The sequence below is a fragment of the Rhizobium cauense genome, assembly GCF_019511525.1.
Classification (GTDB): Bacteria; Pseudomonadota; Alphaproteobacteria; order Rhizobiales; family Rhizobiaceae; genus Rhizobium; species Rhizobium cauense.
In genome coordinates this window covers 1-22,298 of record NZ_JAEUAT010000019.1, presented here as the reverse complement: position 1 = coordinate 22,298, position 22,298 = coordinate 1, and the positions used below count along the sequence as shown (strand labels likewise).

Here is a 22,298-nt window from a genome sequence, read left to right as displayed (position 1 = left end):
CAAACTGACCCGGAGCCCGTGGGGCCAGGCACAATCACGCGCTTGCAAAGGGTCGTCGACGGGAGTTCAGCAAGCATGAAAGATGTCGTCGCCCTGGTAACAGGCGGAAGCCGCGGTGTCGGTCGGGGAATTGCGCTCGCGCTGCTCGCGGAGGGCGCTACGGTACACGTTACCGGCAGGACGCGTTCTGAGAGCGACGCAAGGCTCGGAGGCAACCGGACGGGATCGCTTGAGGGGCTCGAGCTTGAAGCTGCGAAACTATCGGGACGGGTTGTCATCCATCATTGCGACCACAGCAACGATGCCGAAACCGAGCGCGTGGCGGAAGAGATTCGCGCCGGTAACAGGCTGGATATTCTGGTAAACAATGCATGGCCCGGCTATGAGAATATGGTTGAGGATGGCGACTTTACCTGGCCTCGACCTTTCTGGGAGCAGCCCATCTGGCGGTGGGACGCAATGATGGGCACTGCGCTGAGGGCCGCGTTCATGATATCGCGTGCAGCGGCACCGATAATGATCTCCAGGCAGCGCGGTCTGATCGTCAATATTTCATTCTGGGCAGCTCAACTCTACGACGGCAACGCGATCTATGGCATGGCCAAAGCTGCGGCCGATAAGATGGCCGCGGACTTCGCGCATGAGCTTCGCCCGCACAATGTCGCCGCCGTCGCACTCTATCCCGGTCTGGTACGCACCGAAGCCGTGTTGCAGAACGCCGAATACTTCGACCTGTCCAACTCCGAGACCCCCCGGTTCATCGGCCACATCATTGCCGGACTTTGGCGGGATCCCGCGCTGATATCAAAATCCGGGCAGGTCTTGGTCGCGGCGGAACTGGGTCGGGAATACGACATTGCCGACGTTGACGGTTACAGACCCGTTCCGCTCACAGTGGCGGACTTTGCGAAAGGCTGAACACAACTCATAAGCAGGAGAGAATTGATCGGAATGCGATGGTCCGGGATTTTTTCGGGACTTTGCGTCCCTTTCTGCGGGCAACATTGATAGATGTAGAAGATAGTTTCTATTACATTTCAAGAAGATAGCTGGCGACCCCTGCAGGAATCGAACCTGCGACAACCTGCTTAGAAGGCAGGTGCTCTATCCAGCTGAGCTAAGGGGCCGCATGACCGGATTGCCTCCGGTCGAATCGGCATGGCTGAACGCGGATCAGTGCGTCCAGGGCTGCGTCCGCGTATAGCGGAAATTGTCGGGATAGGCCACGGTCTGGCGTTGTGGATCCTTCGGGGTAATGACCCGATACTCGATACCGTTGCGCTTCGCGTAGGCCTCGGCGAGTTCCTGCGTTTGAAAGGTCAGCTTCAACTGCTGGCGCATGTCCGAAGACGACGTGTAGCCCATGATGGGGTCGATGGTGCGCGGCGTTTCCTGATCGAACTCAAGAACCCAAATATTTGTCTTTGCCTTGCCGGATTGCATCGCGGTTTTGGCAGGACGGTAGATCTTGGCAGACATTGCTGCACGCCTCCGAATTAGCGGCTTTCGCACACGAAACTTCACTCGGCCCCATATCCAGAGCCTCCCTTCATCCGAAGCATCGCACGAAGAGATGAATTTTGCTTAGCGGCGAATCCCTTTCTTTTCAAGAAAAAAGCCGCGCCTCGCGACACCGCATCCGGCCGCGCCAACGCCGCTCCTCCCGAGATTGACCTCGCAAAGGTTGACTACAAGATTCAGCATGGGGATAGGCGATTTAGATATTGCGGGCACGAAGCGAACCGTGTATTGCCCTCCCTCGTCGGCACGGAGTGTAGCGCAGTCTGGTAGCGCATCTGGTTTGGGACCAGAGGGTCGGGAGTTCGAATCTCTCCACTCCGACCACCGCCCTTCCCCACAGGGCAAGGCCTAACGGCGAAATCTTAAACAATCTCAAGAAATTGACGCCACCGAAACCGCCAACCTTCGGTTTCTCGTCATCTGGAATTGGCGGCGTTGCTCATATTGCGACGAGAGCGATACCACGCTGCCTCAGACCGGGGCAGCCATGCGTTCAAGCGAGCGACGAGAGGTGCTGGCTGACTTGGTGATCGTCGCGGTTCCTTTAACAGCATTGGGTCTGCATTGCTCGCTAAGCAATGCAGACCCCGATATCGGCAAATCGCAGACGGCCTTATGGATGTGAATGCGGCTCCGCCTTGTGGTCTTCCGCTCCGCCCGGACCATGAGGATACTCAGCACTATAGCTGTGAGTTGTCTTCGCTGCCTCACCGACAGCAGCATCCTGGCTCGTCCCGTAGAACGCACCGTGTAGCCCCCAATATGCCGTGCAGAAGATGACCAGCGCGCCGGAGAGCCCGACAGGGATGTTGACCAATCGGCGTTTGAAGACAGTCATCAAGTCAACGCCTTTGCGATGGTCCGCCGCGACCGCGATCAAAATAGCCATGATCAAGCCGTGACCAATCAGGTCTACACGCCCGAATGGCCATACAGCCGCTGTGAAGATGACGAGCAACGCAATTGCGGACAGCCTCCGGATTAAGGGCGTCCACAGCAAACCGAAACCAAGAGTGAACTCGGTGACCCCGGCCATGGGAATGAAGACGTCTCGTGGCATGCCAAACGTAAGGAACGGCTTCTCGACAACCAGAGGATAGAACCAGCTCGGGAACGCAAATTTTTCGAGGCTCGACCACATCAGCGCGATAGCAAGGCCCCACCGCAGAGCCTCGAAACGGCGCGACCGCAATTCTTCATTCTTAAGAGGCTCAAGTATGAGATATCCGGCGACACCAAGCCCAAGCGCGAGGTAGTCGAAAAGGTGGAAGAGTTCATAGTCCCGCAGAGCAAGTATCCAGAGGGCAATGATCCCAATTCCAGCAATAGGCATCGTCCGTCTGGAAAATATGCAGCACGCGATTACAAGCTGAAGCCATGAAACCCACTCGGCGGGCGTCTTGAGGTCCGGTGTCAGGTACACGCCGCCGACGGCAAAAATGGCCACGAAGAACGCCGCGATGATCGACCTGATGTAGTCGTCCTGCCGCCTCCAAAGGGGATCCGTCATCCAGTTCAACGTGCTGATGGCTTCCTCGCCTATCGACGTCCGTTCTATCATGCGGGCCAGGATGAAGAATGTTAGGACGAGGGCGATACCTGTCCAGAACCACATATCCCCCAATGTGCTGCTAATCGGCTCCGGCGGAGCGCCCACGATATAAGGCGCAAACCACTTTACATGGGCGAGTGCGGAGACTGGGACCAGGGTGATCGTCGCCGCCGCAGGGAGAACCAGTATTCGCGGTAGGATCTGCTTCCGCATGGAGTCACTTTCTTAGAGAGAATGGTTGCACTGAAAGGTCACGCGACAATTGGTTCGTCCGCCAAAAGCGAGGTGGACTTGATCGAGGAGTCCCTGCCTGCGGCAAGGCCGCAACAAGTGACCGCACGGATGGTTGGAGACAGCAGGGATAGAAGTCGGCGAAAGACCGGGATCTATAAGCTACAAGATTGAGTTCAATAATACTGAAATGATATGGCCAACTAGTACGAGGTCGCAGCTACTGCCGGGACCTCGTACAGGAACTATTAGTGACAAAACGCGCCAGTACTATACAGGTAGAGGCAAATCTCTCCCTGGTCCACTAGCAATCAGTAGTCCCAGAAGACTGGCACCCAGCGAAACGCATCGCCAGCGACCGCCACGCGGCCAACCGAGGGAAACGGCAGGTGGGTTGCCACAAGCAACTCGCCACTCACCGACAGCTCCCGCAAGAGATCGATCCGGACACGAGCCGCTTCTTCGGGGTCGTGCTCGAAACCGTTGTGCCAATCAGGCTGATCGAAACCCACTGCAAACACGGCGTCACCGGCAAACGTGTATATGGCGACGCATCCGGAGCTAGATGACCTCCTCTATCGCTGACCTTTACTCGGACTCTGGGCGAACCCACCGGCGCGTATTGTTAACTGGCGATCCACATCGGTCGCCAGTGCCAGGACGGCGGAAGACCCCGCGATCGATGGGGCCTCAAGCCATGGTGGGGCCTCCATCTTAGTTTGACGTGTCAAGCAGCAAGAACGTCATCGGTTGGACCGAAGAATTCATAGTGTATTCGGCTCGAGGGGACGCCGGCCTTCGTCAATCCGCCGACCAGAGCAGCAAGGAAAGGCCTGGGGCCGCAGAGGTAGAAATCCGCGGAACCAAACGGCGTGTTCCGCTCCAACCATGGGACAGTGATAAAGCCGTCATGGTCATGAGAATAGCCGGCCGCGTCCTCACTCGAAGGTTCGCTATAGAATGTCTTGACCGTCGAGCGCCCATGCTTGCTTGCCAGGGTTCGGACATGGCGATCCATCGCATGAGTTTTCCCATTCAGGGCGCCGTGAACGAAGTGCGTTTCGACTTCGGGATACTCCGTCGCGATCGTCTCCAGAATGCTGATCATCGGCGTTAGACCGACACCGCCAGACAACAGAACAACGGGAGCCTGCGGTTCGTCAGGAAGATAAAAATCGCCGGCAGGCGGCGTAACTTCCAGAACCGTGCCAACCTCCGCCGCATCATGGAGGTATCTCGACGCACCCTGCCCGTTGGCTTCCCGCTTAACAGAAATACGGTATGCCTGATCGTTTGGTGCGGTTGATATCGAGTAGTTGCGCTTGATTGTGCGACCGTCCGGAAGCGTGAGGCGGACGGTGAGATACTGGCCCGGCTTATGTCGAACAACAGGACCACCATCGACCGGCCTAACAACGAAAGAGGTCACGACGCTGCTCTCGCGTGCCCGTTCCTCTATCCTGAACTCGCGCCATCCCGTCCATCCGCCATCTTGGGCTTCCAACTGAGACCGGATATCAGCTTCCCGTTCCTTGAGGATGTCAGCAAGGAACCAGTAGGCTTCACCCCAGGCCTCCAGCAACTCGGTTGTTGCCGCGTCACCGAGCACGTCTTTGATTGCCGCAAGCAACGCATTGGCGACGTACGGATAATGTTCCGGGAGGATATGATACCCGATATGCTTGTGCGCTATACGCTCCACCACGGGAAGGAGTACGGATAAATTTTCGACGTTTTGTGCGTAAGCCAGGATGGCAGCGGCCAGAGCCTTCACCTGAGAGCCGCCCTCCCCCTGGTTCGCATGGTTGAACAACTCCCTGATATGGTCGTCCTGAAAGAGTATCGAATACATGCGGCGCGTGATGTCCGGGCCGTTGGCGGCAAGGGCCGGAACGCTCTGCTTGACCAGTTCGATTGTACGAGGAGTTAAGGGCTTCGGCATGGATGTTTCCTTTCATACTTTCAGGTATTCGGATGGATTACGATCATAGAAATCGATCTTGAGACTGAACGGACCGATCACCTCCAGCTGATGGGGAATGCCGGGCGGAATTACGCGGCTGTCCCGCTGGCCTATCTCTTCTCCCGCCACTGTTGTGTCTTCGCGATAGCGGATCTTGCCTCGGCTCACCCGGAGCACCCCCCAAGTGTCTTGGTCCAGGGTGTGCAAACGGAGCAGTTGCTGCGGGATGGTTTCTTCGGTGAATTCAGCTGACGACCGGAAGGGTTGCGGCCGCAGATCCTTCTGAAGGTCCGGGACGATGGCATTCTTGAATATGGCATGGGATAGACGCGCTGCGATCCGTGCCGCTTTCGCCTGCATCATTTGCGCCGTTTCCCGCTCGACAAGCGCGTTCGTCGTCTCCGTCCACAATGCCAGCCATCGATTGAACATCGAGGGCCTCATTTTGCCCGCGTGAATAAGATGCATCGCGATGGGATTGCCTTTGTACTTCCCACTCATCGCGGTCAGTGACGACCAGAACTCCTCGAGTCGGGTAAGGTGTTCGTCCCAGTCCTCGACGACAGCGAATACCGGACCGAGCTCCTCATCCTTGCGAACTCGGCTGTAGAATTCCCTCAGCACTTCCGAAATCTGCGCTTCAGTGAGGTTTGCCATCGACAGGCTCCTAAACATGCATCTGATATGCATCTATTACACGAACCAAAAACATGCTAATGAAATGCATCTTTTATGAACGGGCGTTTTGACGCAGGTGCGATGCGGTTAACCAGATACACGGACTATGGGATACGAGTGATGGTGTTCCTCGGCGCACGCGAGGGCGAGTTGTGTTCGATCCGCGAGATCGCGACGGCTTTCTCGATCTCTCAAAATCATCTCATGAAGGTCGTTCAAGATCTTTCCGCCGCGGGTTTCATCGAGTCCGTGCGCGGCCGAGGCGGCGGCATTCGCATGAGGAGTCCGGCGACCAGCATTAATCTCGGCCGTCTGATACGGCACACCGAGGGTCTGACGGATTTGCTGGAATGCTCGGAGTGTATCGTACAGCGAGCTTGCGGAATGCCAAGTATCCTGTCCGAGGCCACCGCGGCGTTCGTCGGCGTCTTCGACCGGTACAGCGTAGCCGATCTCGTACACCGCAAAGACCAGCTGCGTGCCCTCTTGGGTCATCGCTAGCGCTATCTGGCCAATCCGAGGGCGACAACCCTGCAAGCAATCCGGGTCAGCATGCTCCCGACCAAACCTATACGAGCGGGACTGCTGCGGTATGGCCGACAACCGAAATCGTGACCAGCAACAGGCATGCGAGTCCGATGAAGGCGGTTATGGCGAGAGCGGTTGCGGTTTTGTATTTCATGATATGAATGTGGGAATTCGCTGCCGCGATACTAGGGCGCCATCTGGTCGCACCAGGGGCAACACCCGGTTAAAGACATATGCCGGCGTGAGCGTTGTACCAGCGTTGTTGCGCCCGATGCCAGCCAACAAAAACACTGCCAGTTCCGGCATTGGACATTGCGGCCCGAGGCGGCACTTGAAACCGGCCGCATGATCACCAAATGAAGGCTCGACCCGCTGGTCCGGGCTCCTCTGGCGAAAGCAACGGCACTTTCGTGATGTCGGACCATTTCCGACATCTACGCCGATGCCATGGAAATATCGTCTTGATTTCTGAAATCGCCGCCTGGCTTTTTGCTCTGTTCGTCGTCGACCCACTCCATGCGGAAATCAGTGAGCGCATCAACAGCGCAAACCTCCCCATCGAGACCATACAGCAATCGCAGCAATGCATCGCAACCCACGCCCCTCGCCTGCTAGAGCGCGCCGAAGCGGAGCCCTACTGGGCGATCGTAACTGCCGTTGGTATCGCGAGCGGCTGGACGTCTTCGGCCGAACTGTTTGACGTCAACGATCCGCGTTGCAGCGCCTTGACCGAAATATTCGGTGCCGCACGTGGCGACGACGGCGAGGCCTGACGGCATGCCGCAGGAGCATCGACCCAAGGGTGCCGCATCACGCACGCTTTCAAATCTCGCCGCCACCGCTCGCGAACGGGATGGTCTTACGATTGGCGAGATCGTCGACGAGATGGGACAGTCCGGTTTCGGATTCCTTCTTCTTCTTTTTGCCATACCTCCGCTCATTCCGATACCGGGCCCCTTCGGCTTCGTTTTTGGATCAGCACTCGCAATCATCTCGTTGCAGCTTTCACTCGGCGCTCGAAACCCATGGCTTCCCTCGGTTCTCCGACGCCGTCGGTTGCCACGGAAGCTGTTCGAGGGAATGGAGTATCATGCCGGGCCCGTGGTCAGGCGCGTCGAAAAGGTGGTCCGACCAGGAAGAATGAAGAAGGCGCTCGCAGGACAGATTCTGCCCTCCCTCCTGGGTCTCCCCGTCTTTGCGCTAGCAATCGTGATCGCGTTGCCCATTCCCTTTGGCAACGTCGTGCCTTCAATGGCGATTTGCGTGATCGCAGTCGGCTTGATCGAGCGCGATGGTATGACGATCTTGATCGGCCTGGCACTGACTGCCGCCGCCGCCGTCGTGACGACGTTGCTTTTTCGGGGAGCGGCATCAATCCTTGCTCTCGCCTAGCGACGGGCCTGTCCGGAGCGCTGAGAAAGCCTGACGCAGAACGTCCGCCGATTTCACCCGCTGATGGTTCAGACTCCGCTCAGCGGACGCTATTCACAAGCAAAGAAGGTTGAGTAGTTCCCGACCACGGATACTGCCGCGTATCGCAGCTTGGGGCGCAGGAGATTGGTGTTGTGGCCCGGCGAGTTCCTCCACCCGGAGAAAAGCTGCTGTGGGCTACGATATCCGACACCTACGTTCTCTGAACATACGATGCTGAGTCCGGCAGCCTTGGCTTGAGCCGATCTCTGGCGGAAGCCAGCGTGAGTCATGCTTCCCCGTGCCGCCTGGTAGCGACTATGTTGCCGCGCCAATGCTTTCAAAGTTCCGCTTTCTGCCAGAGGACGCAGGCCACGGCTCGTCCTGTAGGAATTGATGAGACTAAGCGTCTGACCTCCGAAGTCCCCTGTCGCGGCGGGTGCTTTTGCGGCACCCAGACACCCCGCAATCAACACCCCGAATGCAACTGTCCGTAAAATTCTCATCGCCGAATTTTCCTCGTCGCTCTAAAGATGCCAAACGCCATGGCGGAAATTCCGCAGTAGGATCTGTTGTTCGGTCGCTCTCAGTGGTCCAAGGGATCGCCCGAGCGAGCCTACTTCCTCTTCGTGGTCGTCGCGCTCATCACCTTGTCGCCGACCTTGATGCCGAGCTTGCCGACAATCCCGGCGTTGAGTTCGACCACGTACTTCACGTCAGTCATCGAATCGATGATATCGCGGGAGTACGGCACCGCATTTTCCTTGATGTTGCGGATCGTGCCCGTCGAATCGACGAACAGCATATCGAGCGGCAGGATGGTGTTTTCCATCCACATTTGCACCCGCCGCGCAACGCCGAAATCGAAGATCATGCCGGCATCGTCGGCCATTTCCTTGCGATACATCAGTCCCCGGGCACGCTGTTCGTTGGTATCGGCGATCTCGACGATGAAATTCAGCCTTTTGCCGGATGCCGTCTGGACGATCAGCGGCTCCTTGTCGAATTTCATCGGCTGCTGGGAGAGAACGGGAAAGGCGATGATGAAAAAAAGCGCCGCAAGGGCGCTTTTGATTCGATAGGCAGCGAACATACGCATCAGTGTGCGCGGCTCACGGGGCTCGGCACATCCGGATGAATCTCGGCTGCCATCAGGCCCTTGTCGCCGTCGCCGTAGCGCACGAGCACGACCTGACCCGGGCGGAGTTCGGTGAGGCCGAATCGGCGCAGGGTTTCCATGTGAACGAAAATGTCCTCCGTCCCCTCGCCGCGTGTCAGGAACCCGAAGCCCTTTGTGCGGTTGAACCACTTGACCAGCGCGCGCTCAAGACCGCTGGTCGCCGTCACCTGCACATGTGTGCGCACCGGCGGCAGCATCGAGGGATGCACCGCCGTCGACTGATCCATGGAGAGGATCTTGAATGCTTGATAGCCCCGCTCACGGCGCTGGATCAGCGCGACGATGCGTGTACCTTCAAGAATTGTCTGGTAGCCGTCGCGGCGCAGGCACGTCACATGGAGAAGGACATCCTGCATGCCGTTGTCAGGCACGATGAAACCGAAGCCCTTGGCAACGTCGAACCACTTGACCACACCCGTGATTTCTATGAGGTCGACCGCTTCCCCCCCGAGTTGATCGAGGTCAGTGAATTCCTTTGATGAAATTCTGTCAGCCATGTCGCCAGTCCCTCAATACGCGTCACACTGTTACGGTTAACTGATTCTTGAGATCAAGATTAACATGTTGGTAACGGATTAGCGCAAGTCCTACTTTTCGATTATTCCCAGTTGCCAATCATACCCCGCTGTCTTGCCCGAAACTGGTGTCCCGCCACATAAGAATTCAACGCCCTGCAATAGAGAGGAAACAGAATGCGTTATCTCCACACCATGGTCCGCGTGAAGGATCTCGACGCCTCCCTGCACTTTTACACGACGCTCTTCGGCCTCGAAGAAGTCAGACGGATTGAAAACGAGAAGGGCCGATTCACGCTCGTCTTCCTTGCCGCCCCCAGCGACAAGGCCGAGGCCAGCACCAAGGGCGCACCCTGCCTGGAACTCACCTACAACTGGGATACCGAGGATTACACCGGCGGACGCAATTTCGGTCATCTCGCCTACGAGGTCGATGATATCTATGCCACCTGCCAGAAGCTGATGGACAACGGCATCACGATCAACCGCCCGCCGCGCGACGGCCACATGGCCTTCGTGCGCTCGCCCGACGGGATCTCGATCGAGATTCTGCAGAAGGGTGGCAGCCTTCCGACCGCCGAGCCCTGGGCTTCGATGGGCAATACCGGCGCCTGGTAAGCCGAGGCTTTTGCGAGGCTTGCGGCTTTTTCGATTTCGGACCGGCGTGTCCGCATCGCGCTTGCCGCAGCCGGATGGCGCGGGCACTCTCCAACCGACTCGAGGCGAATGGTGCGATTTTCCGCAGCGTTCGCCGCTTCCTGGAGAATGCTCGCGTGCTCGCTCTTGAAAAGCGGATACCTTTCGGATCTGCCCTTCTGATCGCCACATCGGCGCTGATGCTCACCGGCTGCATGTCGGACAAGAAGGCAGCCGATGCAGCCGCTGTTCTGACGCCCGCTGAGCCGGCAGCAACAGCACCGCAGACCACTGCAACTACCCCGGCCCAACCCGGCTATCGCGACCCCTTGGTCGCGAACGTATCGGGCGCTCAGCCAACGCAGGCTCCGAACCCACAGCCAATGGCAGTGGGTACAGCGGCCTCGGCCCCCGCCAATATCGGCGGCCTGGCGATGCAATCAACCGGTATCAACGCCCAGGCAATGAGCATCTTCTCGATGCGCACCCAGCCGCAGAACAATCCGACCTCCACGCAACTGCAGCCCTCCGGGAGCAACGCCTACGCACCTGTAGGTGTCAGCCCGGCACGCTCCAGTGTCTACAGCAGCCAGGTTCCGGTCGATCAACCTCAACAAGCGCAGCCGGGACAGCCCTTGCTCCCGCAGCAGTCGTCGCAGAATGCGAGCACGCCCGCTCCACCGGTTCAGAGTGCTTCGCTCGCGACCGGCGCACTAGCGGGCCAAACGATGAACGCGCTCTACAGCGCGCCGAGACAGAACCTCCTCGGCAGCCTTTCCGGACTACTACAAAAGGCTTCCCTGCCCGGCATGACGCGGATCGCGCCCAACGGCCTGCATCTTCAAAATGACAAGGTAGAGGTCGGCTGCTTCAAACCGAACCTTCTGAACGTGATCAAGGCGGTCGAAACGCACTTCGGCAAGCCGGTCGTCGTCACCTCAGGCTACCGCGACCCGAACCACAACCGCATGGTCGGCGGCGCCGAAGAATCGATGCACAAGAGCTGCGACGCCGCCGACATTCAGGTCGAAGGCGTGTCGAAATGGGATATCGCCGGCTACATCCGCTCCTTGCCGGATCGCGGCGGCGTCGGCACCTATTGCCATACGGACTCCGTCCACGTCGATACCGGAAGAAGCCGCGATTGGAACTGGGGCTGCGGCGGCAGGCCAGCCGCGGCAGCCGTCGCTCATGCGCTGTGACACTCGCCATTTGTGGCTCATAGCGTAGCGTGAGCTTGGGCCGACGTCTCTGAACACCGTCGCCCAGCGTTTTGATTCGGCTGCAATAAATGCCATTTCGCACCCGCAAAAAAATCCTGTCATTTTTTTGATAAAAATCGAAATTGCCGCTTGCGGGATTCAGAGTGCCTGACTATAAGGGCGCCACCACGAAGGAAGCGCCCTTCGTCTATCGGTTAGGACACCAGATTTTCATTCTGGGAAGAGGGGTTCGACTCCCCTAGGGCGTGCCATCGTGATTGATTTCATTGAATTTTTCAGATTGTTGCTGTAATCGACCCGTGGCTAGCCCAACAGGCTTTCCAGTCGCCCGGCGCTACAGCGTTTGCCTTAGTGGCCAAACCTCGACGACACCGTAGGCCACAGCGCATGGCGTCTTGGATACCATTGCTATCGCCTCCGCTAGGTCAGCCGCTTCGATGACGGCGAAACCCGCGACAGGCAATTCGGACCTCATGAATGCACCTTCGGAAACGGTCACTTCCTTCGCGCCATGGTTTCTAACCTGCACGGCCCGGCCTGCTATGCCCATCTCGACGCCGGCTTGCTGAAGCTTTGCATCATGCGCGTGAGCATCGTCACGGACGGTCTTGTCCGTCCGTTGGTAGTCGGCTTCGTCTCCGTATCCTATCGTGACAAACTTTGGCATAAGCTCCTCCAATCCTTTAAAGGGAAGTTGGTGCAACAAACCTGATGTCAATGACTGCTTCCACCACAAAGCGATGATGGCCTGGCGCTTGCGAAGATTATAGTGGGCTGAAGCCCGTGCATGAGCAGACACGGCCCCGCCTTTGGGCGCCAGCATCTTTGATTTCAAAGCTTAGGCGTCTTGTCGAACCGCCTGTTCATTCCTACTTTTTTATCAATGCGCCCTTCGTCTATCGGTTAGGACAACAGATTCTCATTCTGTAAAGGCGGTTTCGACTACCGCAGGGCGTACCAAATTTCTCAATGATTTCAAATACGAATTGTCCGATTTTCGTAGCCGAATAATAATTTTTAATTGTCATCGCTCTGGGGGCAGTCAGGGGGCAGTTCGAGCGGGGCCTGCCTAGCATGTACGGTGTGCGATGCAAATCTGAAGACAGGTCAACACTGCTGGCTTTTATCCACCGCGCAAAAGTGCCACTATTCTGCCTGGTCACCGCAAGCCGGTTTCCTTCACCAACGGCCAAGTGCCAGCGTCCAGAGCCTTTTAGGCAGTGACCACCTGCCAAGCGCTAAAGAAGGTCGGTAGACCACCATCCTCGCGAGATGGTTACGCGATGCAACGCAACGTCCCTTAATTGGGGAAACGGGCTTCGGAAGACGTTCCGGGGCCTTTTCAATTTCGGGCGTACGCGAGGGCCTGTTAGAAGAGCGTTTTTTGAGGTTCGCGCCGCTACCATCCTCATTCGACCTTGCGCCATTCGGGGTAACGGCAGCGATGATCAACACGATGATCATAGTTGGGAGTGCCTCTAGCGGCTCGACAAGCGACAAGGAAAAAAAAGCCGAACTATACTTCAAGGGAAGCGCTAAGCCACAAATAGTGGTTGCAAAACCATCCGCCCCGCGTAGCATCCGAGCTTATTAACTCGCAGCGGGGTGGTATATGTCAAAGTCCAAAGAGCAAGTGCCGAAGTTCTATTCGAAATCGCGAGAACGCCGGGCTAAGAAAATAGCTGCAAATGAATTCCACATGCCCTTCCGGCAGGAGAATTACCGCGTTACCGCGCTTTCAAATCGTTTTAAGAAAAGGCGTATTCTTGAAGACTTAACAGCGGATCTATCGAAGTATGAAGATGACCGGGAAGCGGTGATGCCGGGGAAAACCATTCGAAACGAGTTCAAAAAATACCCTTGGAAAAACTCGTCATACGACACCGTTAAAGGCTAATGCTCCCAAAGCGTAGTCTTGGTGGGGGCTGGGAAGCGGGGCGCTTTTGCGACCCGCCCGCCACCGGACCCTGCTCATTGTGGATTATGCCTTGCGTCCGCGCTTTGCCTTTGATGCCGGGCCGTCGGCCCTGACGCTCCAAAAGCACGTTAGCAGGCCCATCGGTTGGATATTGCGGGACGAGTTCGCCCCGGAAGGCTTTAGCAAGAATTGCCTGGTCGAGCTGATCGATCAGTTTGCGGGCGCTGGTGGCATCGGCTGCCAGGCGGATGTCCCTCTATCCACTCCCGCTCTCGCCAAGCGATCCGCCTGCCGCGACGGTTTCCTCATTGGGCCAGAAATAGGAGACCGGGCCAGCCGGGAAAATCATATCCGGAGATCGCGGCTGACAAAGATCGCGCCAATTGTTGAGCAGGCCTTCTCGCGCAGCCCAAGCAGATATTAGGGCGTCCAGTTCGTGTTCATTTCGGATTTCGATGGCAGAAAGCCTAGTTCTCGTCATGAACCAGTCGAATGCAAGCGGTACGTCCGTTTTCGCGTACCTCGAGCCGCGAAGCGCGTGAAAGAGCATCTTCGGGTGTGTTTCGGTCAGCAAAATATCCGGCCAGTGGTGCCGTAAACGGATTGCTAGGCCGACGCCTCCCACTGCCATGGCGCCAAAGAGTGAATTGGGCGCCATAACGCTCGAAACGGCATCGGGATAGGCGATCTTGAGAAAATTGTCAGCGTTGCGCCAGCCCGAGGGGCCGTCCGACCAATGAAGCAACGTGTCGATACCGGCCGCCATTGGCCGATCGTCGCCACATTGTGCAATCGCCCAAGTGATTGCTTGTGCAATTGTGCTGACCGTAACGGTAGATATCCAGGACGGTCTAAGAGCGCAGCAACCAAACCCCTTCGCACCACCCGGATCGAAGCCAAGAAATAACATGCTGTACTTTCCCCGATCGCTCCGGGCGACATTATCTCATTTCGGAGAACGGCAAGCCCGGTCTGCCACCCTGACAAGCGGGACACTTCCGCTGCCAGAAATCCGAGCCGTTAACGCCGTAGATATGACCGCAAACGCCATTGGCCGTTTCACGTTGGCATTCAGCCACCCAAACATATTGGCCGTGGTCGTTACCCGGGTCCTTGGTCTCACGCACAAACTTCTGACTGTTGCGATTGATTTGGCCAACATTCCATTTACGCGCCACGTGCTGACCTCAGAAACATAGAGTGAAGCAATAGTAACCCCCTGCTTTTTTACCCGCAAGCCAACCGTCGAACCTGCCGATTTTGTGTGGACCCCTTGCATGTAACCGGGTCAACACGGCTTCTCGGTTCGTCGGGAAAGACATGTCTGACCAGATCATTCTTCCGCACCGCGAACGCGGCTACGCTGAGTTGATAGCGGTGCAGACAAGTGGAGCGAGCCATCGGGATCTTGCTCAACCCCTCGATGCCACAATACCTGACCATGTGAAGTGCTCAGCCAATGCCTGGATTGAAGGTCTCTTGCTAGGGTCGGACGGTAACAGGAGTGGCGTTCCGGCAAGTACACTGTACGTCGTTCCCTCCAACTGGGCCGCGATACGAACCGTCATTGTTCCTGGTTCAATCGCTATTAAACCCAGATCCAAAAGAGAGTGAAGGTCGGCCCTGAGTAGTAGTCCGTTTTGAATGTGGTCGCTGTAGTCGCCACGATAGGGAGCTATATGGCAAGCCTCTAGCGCTTCCACAGCATCGCAGCCGCTGATCGCACATTTATCCCCGTATGCTTCCAACAGAGCTCTACGAAACTTTACTTGCCCCCTCCGACGAACGACCTCGGCCATTGCTTTCTGCCGCTGATCGGACGCACTCGGACTATCAAAGCTCTGGGATAATGTCTCCGCCTCAGCGCGATCGCGAGCGGCATCGGCCCGGTGGATAACTCCCTCCCGCGAGAAACCCTCGAGAATGAAATAGCCATCCTTCCACTCCAATACCTTCCCAAGTCCGAGAACTTCGTATTCCACACCTGGCTTTGGCCTGGTTTGTATGAGAACGCCAATGGGTATTCCGTCGTTCATGCATTTGACCAACCCGCGGTTTGTGGCTTCCCTATCACGCTGCCGCGGATCTGGGTTCTCCTGAAAGTACGGATAGACCCAACTGCCATCCGGTCGCCTTTGTATCTCCTTGTCAGCATAGGGACTGTCTAACGTCTGCCGGACACTCAGCGCGTATTCCATGTAGTGCGGCTTGTAGATACCCTTTGCCTGAGTGACGAGCCTGGTTCTCAGTTCGGCTTGAGCTTGGATCTCAGACCAGGTGACGGTCCGGCCTGTGTTGTCGCGAAACCAATTGAGCGCCGCTGTGTGTTCCCCAGTCGTTTTTGCGACGGCAACATCTAGATCAGACATTCATGTATCCTTGAATTCGACAAACGTAGATAGTCGTTGGCTCGTCCGAGCATGCGGGGACGGCGCGGCTGAAACGCTTCCAGGGATTAGAAGCAGCACAACTCCACACTCTAGATTTTCGGCCACCACTACTCGCTAGCAAAAGAGATTTAACCTTCTCTGAAAGTTCGTATCGACAAATGATGTGTCCAGCAGCACGCTGCAACTTTCGATTGGGGACGAAGCATGGCGAAGGGATGGACGGAAGAGGAAGTCGCTGCGGAACTCCGCAGGCGTCGTGAGGATAAGCTATCTATCGAACGCGAGCGCGAAGATGCTGCCAGGGCAGCGAAGCTCGCCCGTGCTAATACGACCTGCGGCCATTGCGGCACGCCAATCGAATACTACGGACGAAGCCCCTTTCCATTGTGTGACGTCTGCGAAGGAGACTGACGCACTGTGGAGCTTGACCTGTTCGGCCAATCGGTTCCAGTCAACCGGCCTCTAGAGCGCGGGAAGCGGAAGTATAACCGCCGGGAAGCCGAGGAGCGCTTCGCCCGCGTCTTTGAACCGGTGGCGGGAGATAGGTGCATTTACTGCGGCATGCCGAGCGAGGGCAAGGTTGACCACCAGCCGCCAGTTTACGTTCTCCATCGCTTCGCGAATGGCGGACTGGTCACCAAGCGGGACATTCAGCGACAGTTCGGCCAATGCAAACTCGTGCCATGTTGTACGATCTGCAACATGGGCCTCGGAGCGTTCCACGGCGCGGAGGACAACGAACGTAGGCGTGAGATTGTCGGCTGGTTTCTTGAAGACGAGAGGTTTCCGGACGACAAGTTTGTTCTGCACATGGGAGGCCGCCTGATCGAGCAACGCGCCGAGGGGAAACGCGGGACCGAGATCTATGCGTTCCCTGGTGTCGGGCGCAGCATCTACATCCACGCCCTAGTCGGTTTCATTGAAGGTGACTTCAACCACTTTGACAACTTTCCGGAGTGGCTGCGCCTGGTACAGCTGGAACTCGCGGAATGGCTGCGCGCCGAACCTGGACGGAAGGCTCAATATTTTCTCGATATGGCTCGCCTGGAAAGTTACAAGCTCCTGCCGCACGCCCGCAGCGATCCCAGGGGCCAGTTCGAATAGAAACTTAGTGTGCCCATTTCCATGTGAATGGGGGTGGCCGAAAGCCCCACAGTGGCGGCGAGCCTCCCGCCCTGCATTCAGGCTCGCATTTCCCTTCGGGCTTGCGGTCAAGCATGCGCGAGACCGACGCCCTCGTGAAGCGGGTTAGTCGGATCTATAGGTAGCCAGCCTCGGGTAGGGCGCGAGCGTTCGTTGAAGAAGACCGTCGGCTGCCACCTAGAACGCCCTCGTCCTGCAATAGTTGTCATTCATGTGCCTGACAGCGGCACGAATGCGGTTGATATCGCGCCGGATGCCCGGTGTCTCCGTCTCGGTGTTGCAAACCGTGCTTCCCTCCCCCACCCGGCAGGTGAAGCCCGGAAACCACTGTGGCTGATAGATCCCCTTGTAGGGCCCGCTTTCGTTTACGTCTGGCGGATAGAAGGCTTTCGAAAAGTCTACGACCGAGACAAGCTTCTGATTTTTTGCCTCCCCCAACGGGAAGACGGACGTGACGCGAAACAGGCAACCGTCGAGATGCTCGAACATCGTATCGTGATCGACCTGGTTCTTGTCCTTGTCTAGCCAATCCCTAAACATAAGCGGGTGTTCGGATATCCGCTCCTGGTTTCCGTAAGGGTTGTCTTCGCCAACGTCCGACTTTCCGCCCCACAAAAAAGCAGCCGTTTCCTCCGCCGTTTGCGCGCTGGCCATCCCTGGAACAGTCAGGCCAAGGCAGACGAAAAGGAAAATTCCTGGAAGCCTCACCAGCATTCCTCCCCACCGGAGTGACACTCATCTCCGCATTGACTAGCAAAAGCAACGGTTGAGGGGCATCCCATCCCCTTCCCGCTCCGATTTGGTTTCTGGCTCTCCCACAGTTTTTGTTGCCGGATGTCCACGAGCATTTAGCCCTGAAGCGCCATCACGCTCGCCAAGGACACGCTTCGGCCGTCTTTCCAGCCCAATACCGCAGACGGGCCAAACGCGCGCCACGGGCCAATCTCGCGGATTTTGGCAACATTGAATTCGCGCCACGACATATGCCGAAAGCTGTTTGGCAACTAGAGAACTGCCCCATGAATACTCAAGGCATACCCACGGCCTGCCCTCCCCAAGACGACCAGGGAAGGCGGCTCCCATGATACGGCTGGCCATTGTGCTTATTATCGCCGCCTACGTTTTGCTGCTGGCTACCTCGTCAGCGGTGCTCATCGGTAGCGGAACGACCGGGAAAGATTTGACGTGTCGCTACTTCACTGGCTTCGGCACGGTAGAGAAGATCTACGATCCGGTCTGGCGGCAGGTCTGCCCACGCATCATTCAGTTATGAACAGAGGCCTACCAAATCGCCATTTGTATGCGTCGGAGGGGACCCTTTTCACACCCTACCCCCCGCCTGCCGAATGCGCCGGAGGGGCACGCGCCCCGTTTATGCCGGACGTGTACTTTTTCCTCAGCTCCGACTTTCTGTCAAAAAGACTGAGCAGGCGTCAACAATAATCGTCGAACGTGTCGCCGCCGTCCCATGGCAAGCCCTGCGCAATGACAAACTCTTTCTCCGCCCCCTCTCGCGTGAAGAAGGTCCCCCATGCTCTCATGGACGAACGTGCCGTTTTCAAACGTTACTTGCGTAAGCGACCACGGCTTGATTGCCCCCTCGCCGTGTTCACCGATTATGAAGAGAGCATGGGCGTCGTTGGACATGGCAGCTTTGCCCACCATGGTAACACCGAAGGGTGAAACGACTGCTGTCGCCCCCGCTTCCTGCTCCGCCTTGCAGTCAAGCTCGATTGCCCGCAGCACAGTGAGCAGCTTAAGCCGCTGACGGGGGCATCAGAGACGCGAGAAGGTGCCTGCATCGCCCTCGGCGCGTCGGAAGAGTGGCAGACAAATTTCACGTATCAAGAGATGAGCGCTTCCATGGGCTTCGCCGTACACAGTCTGGCTGCAAAATGCTGTAAAACGGTCCTCATAGTGCAATTTCCGATTGCCGTGGGTTTCGCCCCATGGATATGCTGTCGCAAACGCTGAGTGCATGGGTCCCTGACGGGGGCCCATCCCGACAGTGGATAGATCAACATACAGCCTCATACACCTCCTTCGCAGACGGAGCATGCTGATGGCAGCCATTAAAGCGCGTGGATTTATGAAGATTTTTGAAGATAAGTATCCCGGCAACGCATTTGTCGTGGAAAAGCTTTTATCCACAATTGATAGCCAGGGAGTGACGACCTTCACTGGCGCTGGAACGAGCATGCCAAATTTGCCAGGCTGGGGACAGTTGGTTGCAGACCTTGTCCGAGACGCAACTAAGGAAGGCCGCTTGGACGAGAACACCGCCGCTGCCCTTATTATGGAGAACTCTGACTTCCTGTATGTCGTCGATGAAATTTACAACGCCGTCGGAAAGGCTCAGACCAAAGCCAAAGTTTCAAAGCTCTATGGCTCGCTAGAAAGGCCAACTGAAGCTCACAAGCTAATACTTGGAGCCAAGTTCGACCGGATCATGACGTTGAACTATGACCATGGCCTAGAGATGGCGTACGCTGAACAGTTCTCAAGGCACGTTCAAAGTGTCACAGCGCGCCAATTGAACGAGGTTGATGAATGGTTGCGACACAACCCGACAGATGACGCGCCAATTCTCCATTGGCACGGACTAGCTGGAAACGCGGATAGCATCATTCTTAGCGGGTCGGACTACGTGGAGTTTTACGACATCGGTCCCACAAACAAGGAAACGCTACGCAACATATTCAAAGCGAGATGCGTTCTGATGGTCGGATTTGGTTTTTCAGATCCATTCATTGAACGGGAACTCAACTCTGTCATGCAGCCGCTTCCCAAGGCCAATAGCCACTTTGCAATAATCGGCGTACCGGCCGAAAATCCGATAAATGTTCAAGCTGAGAGACGAAAATACGCCTCGAAATACAAACTTGAGACAATATTCTACCCTGTGCCGAAGTCGGGCAATCGTCCAGACCACAGCGGGTTGAATACGATACTGGAGGAGATTGCTACAGCACGTCCGCGTCGGAGAACCGAAATCTCAGCAACCGGTTCTGCTGCGAGCACGGTATCGCCTACCAGCGACGCGCCGACCGTCTCGCATAGAACCAATCTATTTACTATAGGAGACAAGCAAATCTACTGCGAGCCAAACATCTGGACGGCAGTAAACGACACAAATAATCTGGCTGAGGCAAAAGTCAGCTTAACGGATATTATCGCCGGGGACTTCCATTGCGCGATCGTAGCCCCTCATGAATACGGATTGTCAAATCTCGGACGAAGGATCGCATCCGATCTAACGATTGCTGGTAAGAAGGCGATCGTGAGAGATGCCCACAATTTGCCCAAGTACAGAAAGGCGATCCTGAGCGATCCTGATTTTGCTGCGATCGCTTCGACCGATGAGTTTGTATTGATCCTGGACAACTTCTCTGTTGTGGAACACCAGCGTGCGGTTCGCGAGTTGGTAAGCATGTATGCGAATATTCGGATTGTCGCCCTGCAGAAGTCTCGCTTTGCAAGCTCTGCCGATGATGGCCTCTCTGAATTGAACTTTCGGCTGTTCAATTTGAGGGGGCTTTCCAGGTCGGATATCCGGTCGGTCATTCATACAATCGGACCTCACTACAACTCTGACGATACGTCAAAGATTGTAGATAAGGTCTATTCTGATTTGCTTCAGCTGTGCATTCCACTTACGCCCTCCAATGTCATCATGTACGGAAGCGTATTGTGTAAAGATGGAAGCTTCTCTCCGGTATCCAGGCTGCATATCGTTGACCGATTTGTGTCGGAAGCCCTACAGCGAGCAAGCGATGCTTATGCTGATACCTTTAATTCTGTCGATAAAATAGATCTTATTTCAGCGTTCTGCTTTGATTTGTTTTCCAAAGCAACCCCGTCGTTTTGGGAGGCGGACTGGCGGGCGTTTTGTGACCACTACAAGACGCACAATCTAGTGGAGTTCAGTTCGACAGAAATCCTCGGCGACTTATTGAACGGTCGCATAATTTCAAAGGACGGAAACGCTTACCATTTCAGATACCGGATGTTCTTCAGCTATTTTGTAGGGCACCATATATCTTCCCGTCCCGCTTTGCTTACCTCCTGCATTCAGGAGAACAAACATCTTGAGCTGGACGGACTGGTGGAGGTTTTGTGCGGAACCTTACCGGACTGCAGCGAAGTTCTTGAAGATCTGACTGCCAAGCTCAACTTATCGCTGCAAAGCTTCTATGAAAAGTATCCAATCGACGGACTAGATTTTCACGAGAACGCAAAATGGGAAGTGGAAAAGGAGGATGGCGAGCTGTGGGAAGCCGTATCCGAGAGGATTGAGATAGGGCCGGCAAAAACACAAGATCTCGATGAATTGAAAACGTCGATCCAGGCCGAGCGACGTACCGAGGATCAGAAGGTATCAATCATTAAGTTCATAGCATCAGAGAAAACGGTAACGTCCAACGCTTGGTACCTCGCCACCGCACTTGAAAGCGCAAAGCACGCCAGCGCATCATCAAAAAAAGCCGCCGCAATAGCCGTGATCAACGGACATACCCTTGCCTACGAAGTAGCCAGCATATTCATCCCTCTGATTGCCGAAAAAAAATACGTCTCTTGGAACGGCTTTACCTACATAAACTTGATCGAGAGCAATATCGATGCCGATCAGGAGACCAACAAGGAGCGGATGCAAAATCTAGTTGCCTATGCCCTCCCGTCTTCCATGGGTGGAAATGCAGCCAACTATTTTGGAAGCCGGAAGCTCGGGCAGGTCTTCCTAGCGTTGATGGAGAGCCAGTCGATTGATACTTCGATAAAAAGGTACATTCTTTTCTGCTTGCTAATCAGGAGCAAGCCAGCTGGATGGCTGGCAAGCGCCACCAAACGTGTTGGATCAATGAAACGCAACGACTTGTACTTGAGACATGTGCTTGCAGCGGCCCTGAAACAATTTCGAGAAGAGATTAACACGGAAGCAGAGCGTCAGAACTTGAAAGAGCTGATTGCCACTGTACGCTTGAGGCGCGATGTAAACCTCAAATCGCCCAATGCCACCCAGGTAAAACGGGCAATTGGAAAGTTGAGTGAAGGTGGCGTGTGGGAAGTGAAAGAGTTCGAGGCAACCTGACAGACCCTGGGTCGTGTTAAGAACTTCTCCGCGCTGCATGATCAGCTCAACGGGAAAGCGTCAGCGTGCCGAGTGCCGGGAGTGAAGCCCCGCATCAAGGCCAGCGAAGCCCTCATTTCCGCCCCTGAAGATGTCCCTGACCTTGGCAAAGGTATTTTCGGTGCGCGAAAGTGGACCTCTTCAGGGGGACAAGCGTAAGCGACAAGCAGACCCCATCTGGCGAAGCTGACGGCCGTCGCGGTATGGCAGACATCTGATTTTCTCTGATTGTGAGGATCTATGTCTACGCCTATAGCTAGCCCTGTGATGATCCATATGATT

The 22,298-nt window shown here is 56.1% G+C and carries 21 protein-coding genes, 4 tRNA genes and 1 pseudogene; 13 read left to right on the top strand and 13 right to left on the bottom strand.

Features of this window, described 5'->3' with window-relative positions:
• Nucleotides 1-75: 75 nt before the first annotated feature.
• Nucleotides 76-918 carry an SDR family NAD(P)-dependent oxidoreductase gene (locus JNB88_RS26610; RefSeq protein WP_220358075.1) on the top strand — a complete coding sequence of 281 codons (843 nt, stop codon included), beginning with the start codon at nt 76-78 and terminating at the stop codon, nt 916-918.
• A 132-nt stretch (nt 919-1,050) separates the two neighbouring features.
• Here JNB88_RS26610 and JNB88_RS26605 read toward each other — a convergent pair.
• Nucleotides 1,051-1,127 (bottom strand) — tRNA-Arg (locus tag JNB88_RS26605).
• A 46-nt stretch (nt 1,128-1,173) separates the two neighbouring features.
• A complete protein-coding gene (locus tag JNB88_RS26600) occupies nt 1,174-1,479 on the bottom strand; it encodes an ETC complex I subunit (protein ID WP_220358074.1) in 306 nt (101 codons plus the stop codon).
• A 289-nt stretch (nt 1,480-1,768) separates the two neighbouring features.
• Between JNB88_RS26600 and JNB88_RS26595 the strand changes: the two genes are divergently transcribed.
• Nucleotides 1,769-1,845: transfer RNA gene (locus JNB88_RS26595), tRNA-Pro, on the top strand.
• Nucleotides 1,846-2,134: 289 nt separating this feature from the next.
• Here JNB88_RS26595 and JNB88_RS26590 read toward each other — a convergent pair.
• From JNB88_RS26590 to JNB88_RS26575, 4 genes and pseudogenes are all read right to left on the bottom strand, one after another.
• Nucleotides 2,135-3,286, bottom strand: a complete 1,152-nt coding sequence (locus JNB88_RS26590) for a hypothetical protein (RefSeq protein ID WP_223217346.1) — start codon at nt 3,284-3,286, stop codon at nt 2,135-2,137.
• A gap of 329 nt (nt 3,287-3,615) precedes the next feature.
• Nucleotides 3,616-3,843: pseudogene (locus tag JNB88_RS26585) on the bottom strand (MBL fold metallo-hydrolase); the annotation flags it as partial.
• 188 nt (nt 3,844-4,031) lie between these two features.
• The gene (gene hmpA, locus JNB88_RS26580) at nt 4,032-5,246 is read right to left on the bottom strand and encodes an NO-inducible flavohemoprotein (RefSeq protein WP_220358073.1); all 1,215 of its coding nucleotides are present in this window, start codon (nt 5,244-5,246) and stop codon (nt 4,032-4,034) included.
• A 12-nt stretch (nt 5,247-5,258) separates the two neighbouring features.
• A complete protein-coding gene (locus JNB88_RS26575) occupies nt 5,259-5,924 on the bottom strand; it encodes a TehB-like domain-containing protein (RefSeq protein ID WP_220358072.1) in 666 nt (221 codons plus the stop codon).
• Between the two features lie 75 nt (nt 5,925-5,999).
• On the opposite strand from JNB88_RS26575, the gene JNB88_RS26570 reads away from it, so the two are divergent.
• From JNB88_RS26570 to JNB88_RS26560, 3 genes are all read left to right on the top strand, one after another.
• Nucleotides 6,000-6,446: an RrF2 family transcriptional regulator gene (locus tag JNB88_RS26570; RefSeq protein ID WP_338111046.1), complete on the top strand. Its 447-nt coding sequence runs from the start codon at nt 6,000-6,002 to the stop codon at nt 6,444-6,446.
• A 488-nt stretch (nt 6,447-6,934) separates the two neighbouring features.
• The gene (locus tag JNB88_RS26565) at nt 6,935-7,246 is read left to right on the top strand and encodes a hypothetical protein (RefSeq protein ID WP_220358070.1); all 312 of its coding nucleotides are present in this window, start codon (nt 6,935-6,937) and stop codon (nt 7,244-7,246) included.
• Nucleotides 7,224-7,865 (top strand): exopolysaccharide biosynthesis protein, encoded by a 642-nt coding sequence (locus JNB88_RS26560; RefSeq protein WP_338111045.1) that lies wholly within the window; start codon nt 7,224-7,226, stop codon nt 7,863-7,865. The genes JNB88_RS26565 and JNB88_RS26560 overlap by 23 nt, the downstream gene beginning before the upstream one ends.
• Nucleotides 7,866-7,954: 89 nt before the next feature.
• On the opposite strand, the gene JNB88_RS26555 is transcribed toward JNB88_RS26560, so the two are convergent.
• The 3 genes from JNB88_RS26555 to JNB88_RS26545 all read right to left on the bottom strand — a co-directional run bounded on the left by JNB88_RS26555 (nt 7,955) and on the right by JNB88_RS26545 (nt 9,560).
• A complete protein-coding gene (locus tag JNB88_RS26555) occupies nt 7,955-8,389 on the bottom strand; it encodes a CAP domain-containing protein (protein WP_220358069.1) in 435 nt (144 codons plus the stop codon).
• Nucleotides 8,390-8,499: 110 nt separating this feature from the next.
• The gene (locus tag JNB88_RS26550; protein ID WP_220358068.1) at nt 8,500-8,982 is read right to left on the bottom strand and encodes a DUF192 domain-containing protein; all 483 of its coding nucleotides are present in this window, start codon (nt 8,980-8,982) and stop codon (nt 8,500-8,502) included.
• Nucleotides 8,982-9,560, bottom strand: a complete 579-nt coding sequence (locus JNB88_RS26545) for a cold-shock protein (protein ID WP_037128696.1) — start codon at nt 9,558-9,560, stop codon at nt 8,982-8,984. The genes JNB88_RS26550 and JNB88_RS26545 overlap by 1 nt, the downstream gene beginning before the upstream one ends.
• A 195-nt stretch (nt 9,561-9,755) precedes the next feature.
• On the opposite strand from JNB88_RS26545, the gene gloA reads away from it, so the two are divergent.
• The 3 genes from gloA (at nt 9,756) to JNB88_RS26530 (ending at nt 11,688) form a co-directional block, all read left to right on the top strand.
• Nucleotides 9,756-10,196 carry a lactoylglutathione lyase gene (gloA, locus tag JNB88_RS26540; protein ID WP_037128699.1) on the top strand — a complete coding sequence of 147 codons (441 nt, stop codon included), beginning with the start codon at nt 9,756-9,758 and terminating at the stop codon, nt 10,194-10,196.
• 155 nt (nt 10,197-10,351) lie between these two features.
• Nucleotides 10,352-11,416, top strand: a complete 1,065-nt coding sequence (locus tag JNB88_RS26535; RefSeq protein WP_220358067.1) for a YcbK family protein — start codon at nt 10,352-10,354, stop codon at nt 11,414-11,416.
• A gap of 197 nt (nt 11,417-11,613) precedes the next feature.
• Nucleotides 11,614-11,688: transfer RNA gene (locus JNB88_RS26530), tRNA-Glu, on the top strand.
• 83 nt (nt 11,689-11,771) lie between these two features.
• Here JNB88_RS26530 and JNB88_RS26525 read toward each other — a convergent pair.
• On the bottom strand, nt 11,772-12,104 hold the full coding sequence (locus JNB88_RS26525; RefSeq protein ID WP_220358066.1) for a YciI family protein: 333 nt from the start codon (nt 12,102-12,104) through the stop codon (nt 11,772-11,774).
• A gap of 218 nt (nt 12,105-12,322) precedes the next feature.
• Between JNB88_RS26525 and JNB88_RS26520 the strand changes: the two genes are divergently transcribed.
• A tRNA-Glu gene (locus tag JNB88_RS26520) sits at nt 12,323-12,397 on the top strand.
• Between the two features lie 652 nt (nt 12,398-13,049).
• Complete coding sequence (locus tag JNB88_RS26515) at nt 13,050-13,334, top strand: hypothetical protein (protein ID WP_220358065.1); 285 nt, start codon at nt 13,050-13,052, stop codon at nt 13,332-13,334.
• A 277-nt stretch (nt 13,335-13,611) separates the two neighbouring features.
• Here the strand turns inward: JNB88_RS26515 and JNB88_RS26510 are convergent, their stop codons facing one another.
• The gene (locus JNB88_RS26510) at nt 13,612-14,121 is read right to left on the bottom strand and encodes a hypothetical protein (RefSeq protein WP_338111044.1); all 510 of its coding nucleotides are present in this window, start codon (nt 14,119-14,121) and stop codon (nt 13,612-13,614) included.
• A gap of 646 nt (nt 14,122-14,767) precedes the next feature.
• Nucleotides 14,768-15,724, bottom strand: coding sequence for an HNH endonuclease (locus JNB88_RS26505; RefSeq protein WP_220358063.1), 957 nt, complete (start codon nt 15,722-15,724; stop codon nt 14,768-14,770).
• Nucleotides 15,725-16,162: 438 nt separating this feature from the next.
• On the opposite strand from JNB88_RS26505, the gene JNB88_RS26500 reads away from it, so the two are divergent.
• Nucleotides 16,163-16,849 carry a hypothetical protein gene (locus tag JNB88_RS26500; protein WP_220358062.1) on the top strand — a complete coding sequence of 229 codons (687 nt, stop codon included), beginning with the start codon at nt 16,163-16,165 and terminating at the stop codon, nt 16,847-16,849.
• 216 nt (nt 16,850-17,065) lie between these two features.
• Here the strand turns inward: JNB88_RS26500 and JNB88_RS26495 are convergent, their stop codons facing one another.
• Nucleotides 17,066-17,596: a hypothetical protein gene (locus JNB88_RS26495; RefSeq protein ID WP_220358061.1), complete on the bottom strand. Its 531-nt coding sequence runs from the start codon at nt 17,594-17,596 to the stop codon at nt 17,066-17,068.
• 373 nt (nt 17,597-17,969) lie between these two features.
• Between JNB88_RS26495 and JNB88_RS26490 the strand changes: the two genes are divergently transcribed.
• Together JNB88_RS26490 and JNB88_RS26485 are read left to right on the top strand one after the other, a co-directional pair.
• Nucleotides 17,970-18,161, top strand: coding sequence for a hypothetical protein (locus JNB88_RS26490; protein WP_220358060.1), 192 nt, complete (start codon nt 17,970-17,972; stop codon nt 18,159-18,161).
• Between the two features lie 789 nt (nt 18,162-18,950).
• Nucleotides 18,951-21,977 (top strand): SIR2 family protein, encoded by a 3,027-nt coding sequence (locus JNB88_RS26485; RefSeq protein WP_220358059.1) that lies wholly within the window; start codon nt 18,951-18,953, stop codon nt 21,975-21,977.
• Nucleotides 21,978-22,298: the final 321 nt, after the last annotated feature.

Coding starts and splice junctions, on each gene's coding strand:
- JNB88_RS26610 (WP_220358075.1), top strand. CDS start 76: ATGAAAGATGTCGTCGCCCTGGTAACAGGCGGAAGCCGCGGTGTCGGT.
- JNB88_RS26600 (WP_220358074.1), bottom strand. CDS start 1,479: ATGTCTGCCAAGATCTACCGTCCTGCCAAAACCGCGATGCAATCCGGC.
- JNB88_RS26590 (WP_223217346.1), bottom strand. CDS start 3,286: ATGCGGAAGCAGATCCTACCGCGAATACTGGTTCTCCCTGCGGCGGCG.
- hmpA (WP_220358073.1), bottom strand. CDS start 5,246: ATGCCGAAGCCCTTAACTCCTCGTACAATCGAACTGGTCAAGCAGAGC.
- JNB88_RS26575 (WP_220358072.1), bottom strand. CDS start 5,924: ATGGCAAACCTCACTGAAGCGCAGATTTCGGAAGTGCTGAGGGAATTC.
- JNB88_RS26570 (WP_338111046.1), top strand. CDS start 6,000: ATGAACGGGCGTTTTGACGCAGGTGCGATGCGGTTAACCAGATACACG.
- JNB88_RS26555 (WP_220358069.1), bottom strand. CDS start 8,389: ATGAGAATTTTACGGACAGTTGCATTCGGGGTGTTGATTGCGGGGTGT.
- JNB88_RS26550 (WP_220358068.1), bottom strand. CDS start 8,982: ATGCGTATGTTCGCTGCCTATCGAATCAAAAGCGCCCTTGCGGCGCTT.
- JNB88_RS26545 (WP_037128696.1), bottom strand. CDS start 9,560: ATGGCTGACAGAATTTCATCAAAGGAATTCACTGACCTCGATCAACTC.
- gloA (WP_037128699.1), top strand. CDS start 9,756: ATGCGTTATCTCCACACCATGGTCCGCGTGAAGGATCTCGACGCCTCC.
- JNB88_RS26525 (WP_220358066.1), bottom strand. CDS start 12,104: ATGCCAAAGTTTGTCACGATAGGATACGGAGACGAAGCCGACTACCAA.
- JNB88_RS26515 (WP_220358065.1), top strand. CDS start 13,050: ATGTCAAAGTCCAAAGAGCAAGTGCCGAAGTTCTATTCGAAATCGCGA.
- JNB88_RS26510 (WP_338111044.1), bottom strand. CDS start 14,121: ATGGCGGCCGGTATCGACACGTTGCTTCATTGGTCGGACGGCCCCTCG.
- JNB88_RS26505 (WP_220358063.1), bottom strand. CDS start 15,724: ATGTCTGATCTAGATGTTGCCGTCGCAAAAACGACTGGGGAACACACA.
- JNB88_RS26490 (WP_220358060.1), top strand. CDS start 17,970: ATGATACGGCTGGCCATTGTGCTTATTATCGCCGCCTACGTTTTGCTG.
- JNB88_RS26485 (WP_220358059.1), top strand. CDS start 18,951: ATGGCAGCCATTAAAGCGCGTGGATTTATGAAGATTTTTGAAGATAAG.